The organism is Microcystis sp. M53598_WE2 (assembly GCF_030067735.1).
GTDB lineage: Bacteria > Cyanobacteriota > Cyanobacteriia > Cyanobacteriales > Microcystaceae > Microcystis > Microcystis aeruginosa.
Genome location: NZ_JASJFE010000679.1, coordinates 1 through 2413, shown reverse-complemented (window position 1 = coordinate 2413; position 2413 = coordinate 1). Strand labels below are relative to the sequence as shown.

The window sequence follows — 2413 nt, the reverse complement described above, 5'->3', positions numbered from 1 at the left end:
TAACTTTGGCAATATCCACCACCCCCACCCCCGCAGTAGTATAGAAACGATAACGGATCGCCGTCCCAGAAAATAAGGTTAAACCAATGGTATTACCAAGAGCATAACTGATAAAAGCAGTGCGGATAATAGTGCCTAAAGCTAAGGGATGCTTGATATAATAAAAACCTAGGCGATCATAACCCGTCATCGACAAATAACCCAAAGCCATCCAAAAAATAGCTTCTAGCTGACGACTTGTGGTAATATGATCCAAACTAGCCAAGAGTTGGGCAAAAGTGTAGTGTTTAAATTCTTGACTAATTGCCCAGACCGCTAGAATAAATAAACTCAAGGACAGGATAATCGGAGCAAAACGCCGGATTTTTTTATACATCTTACTTTTTACGAATTACTTTTGACTCATTAAAATTTATGAAAAAATCAAAGTTAGATTTAGCTAAACGTTTAAATCGATCCCGAAAAAGGAAATATGATAAGTTCCTGACTTCCTCCTTATATTTAACAATTATTCTGGGTTTATTTTATCTACTCTACCTCAATCTTCCTTGGTCTTTTCATCTTTTTATGCGTTGGGTGACTAAAGGGGGTGATTTAGACAAAATTCCCGCCAAATTTTATGCAGAACTTAATCAATTGTGTTTGAGAGTAGATAGTACGGGGGAAGTAAAAACGAGAAACTATACAGAACATACAGAAATCGCCGAATCTCTCGGTACATTTAGATGTACTTTAGTTAATGGTGGTCAAGAATGGTTAATAGAAGATTATAAATCTTTTAGTTCTGCCGATGAAGCGATTTTAGGCACTCAGTTAGCGGTTTTTATCGCCGAGATTTTGGGAACGGATTATAGTTATAACATTCGCGCTTATATTCCCAATACTAAGTATCAAATAGCTCCCAAAACCAAGTCCTAGACTAGGGATGGGTTTCTCACCCATCCTTAGAAAAAAATTAGTTTTCCGATACGGGTTTTGGTCGGGAAGGCCGAGGGATAGGGGATTGTCCGGGGGTAAAAGGTCGTTTTTCTCCTTCCCCCGAGGGATGACGATTTTTATCAAAAGGCTTTTTAAAACCTCCCTTACCCATCGGTTTTTTCTTGCTGGCAAAACCGAGGTCTAAACCTTCCAAAATAGTTAAGGCATCCCCTTTCAGTTGTACCTGAAAATCCCAAAAACGACTGATCGGTTTACCAGGTAAAGTGCCGCGCAATTTTAGTTTAAAAAACTTGGGTTTGTCCGCTTCAGTTTTGGGCATTTGTCGGATTTTGACCACTACCGCTTGATTTTCCCGTTCAGTAAAGATGACTTCACCTCGAATCGAAAAATAACCCGGGGTAGAAGCGAGGAGTGGCTCTATCTCTGGATCATCCTCTTTTTTCAGGGTTTCTGGTTCCCAAACACCGACAATCTGAACATGAAGGGCATCATTTTCCTGACGGGTGCGGGGATAAACCACCCAAAGATGGGGTTTTTCTAGATCGAGATGATTTTTAACCAAACTGATCACCCGACCGAGAATCACAGAATCGATCAGAGTACCATCGGCAGTTAAAATATTGCCTTTAGTTAATTGTTCCTCCGATCGCTGATAATGGCCATAGACGAGACCGATCGCCCGATACTGCCGCAGATGACTGGGAGGGGGGATCGGTTGTTGACGTTTGACTTCTGCGGGGGTGGCTGACTCTACGGCTAAATCAGCCACGGTATGGGGGGATTCAAGGGGGACTTCCTGAATTTCCACTTCAGGGGTCGGGGGGGTTTTCGGTGATTCGGTAAACCGATTCCCAGGACGATTCATATCACACTCCTAGCGGCGGAGACACATAGTAAATTAGTAATCAAGCAAGTCAAAAGCGCGATCTGGGGGGTTACAATAACCCTCTAGGGCGACTCTACTGGCATCTAATATATTAAGAACCATGATCTTTTGACTGTCAACCCAGTCAAAACCCTTTTGAGTCTTGACCGTTTGCCCATTGTACTTAATAAAGAGCGGCCAATTCGATCGATCCCCTCATCAAATCTCCAGATTTCCATAACATTTTCCTGTCTGTCCCCTCGCACCCCAGTCTATGAAAGCCTCTCTCTCTCACCGTCGTTGGCTGTCCATCGGTCTCGTCCTCATGTTATTTGCCTTGTTGTCCTTCTCGATCATGCCGCTATTGACTTCTATTCTCAAAAGTCAGCACTCCTCGGGCCAGAGTCATCTGTCCGCAGTCAAACAAGAGGAATTAGCCAGTCAAGCACTGGGTTATCAGATGGTTTTAGAGCGTGAACCCGATAATCAGGCGGCTTTGCGGGGATTATTAGATACTCGCTTACAGCAGGGCGATTTAAAGCAAGCGATCGAACCTTTAGAAAAATTAGCGCAACTTAACCCCCAACAATCCGATTATCTACTACTTTT

The 2413-nt window shown here is 43.0% G+C and carries 3 protein-coding genes and 1 pseudogene; 2 read left to right on the top strand and 2 right to left on the bottom strand.

Going from position 1 to position 2413, the window contains the following annotated elements:
- Positions 1-376, bottom strand: a pseudogene (locus PX636_RS13865) (hypothetical protein); the annotation flags it as partial.
- 38 nt (positions 377-414) lie between these two features.
- On the opposite strand from PX636_RS13865, the gene PX636_RS13860 reads away from it, so the two are divergent.
- Positions 415-918 carry a hypothetical protein gene (locus tag PX636_RS13860; RefSeq protein ID WP_288117603.1) on the top strand — a complete coding sequence of 168 codons (504 nt, stop codon included), beginning with the start codon at positions 415-417 and terminating at the stop codon, positions 916-918.
- A gap of 37 nt (positions 919-955) precedes the next feature.
- On the opposite strand, the gene patR is transcribed toward PX636_RS13860, so the two are convergent.
- Positions 956-1804, bottom strand: coding sequence for a heterocyst master regulator PatR (gene patR / locus PX636_RS13855; RefSeq protein ID WP_288117602.1), 849 nt, complete (start codon positions 1802-1804; stop codon positions 956-958).
- A 274-nt stretch (positions 1805-2078) separates the two neighbouring features.
- On the opposite strand from patR, the gene PX636_RS13850 reads away from it, so the two are divergent.
- The coding region (locus PX636_RS13850; RefSeq protein ID WP_353853478.1) for a tetratricopeptide repeat protein at positions 2079-2413 on the top strand (335 nt) is incomplete at its 3' end.

Bases quoted from the DNA above. Each gene is read 5' to 3' on its own strand.
- PX636_RS13860 (WP_288117603.1), top strand. From the start codon at position 415: ATGAAAAAATCAAAGTTAGATTTAGCTAAACGTTTAAATCGATCCCGA.
- patR (WP_288117602.1), bottom strand. From the start codon at position 1,804: ATGAATCGTCCTGGGAATCGGTTTACCGAATCACCGAAAACCCCCCCG.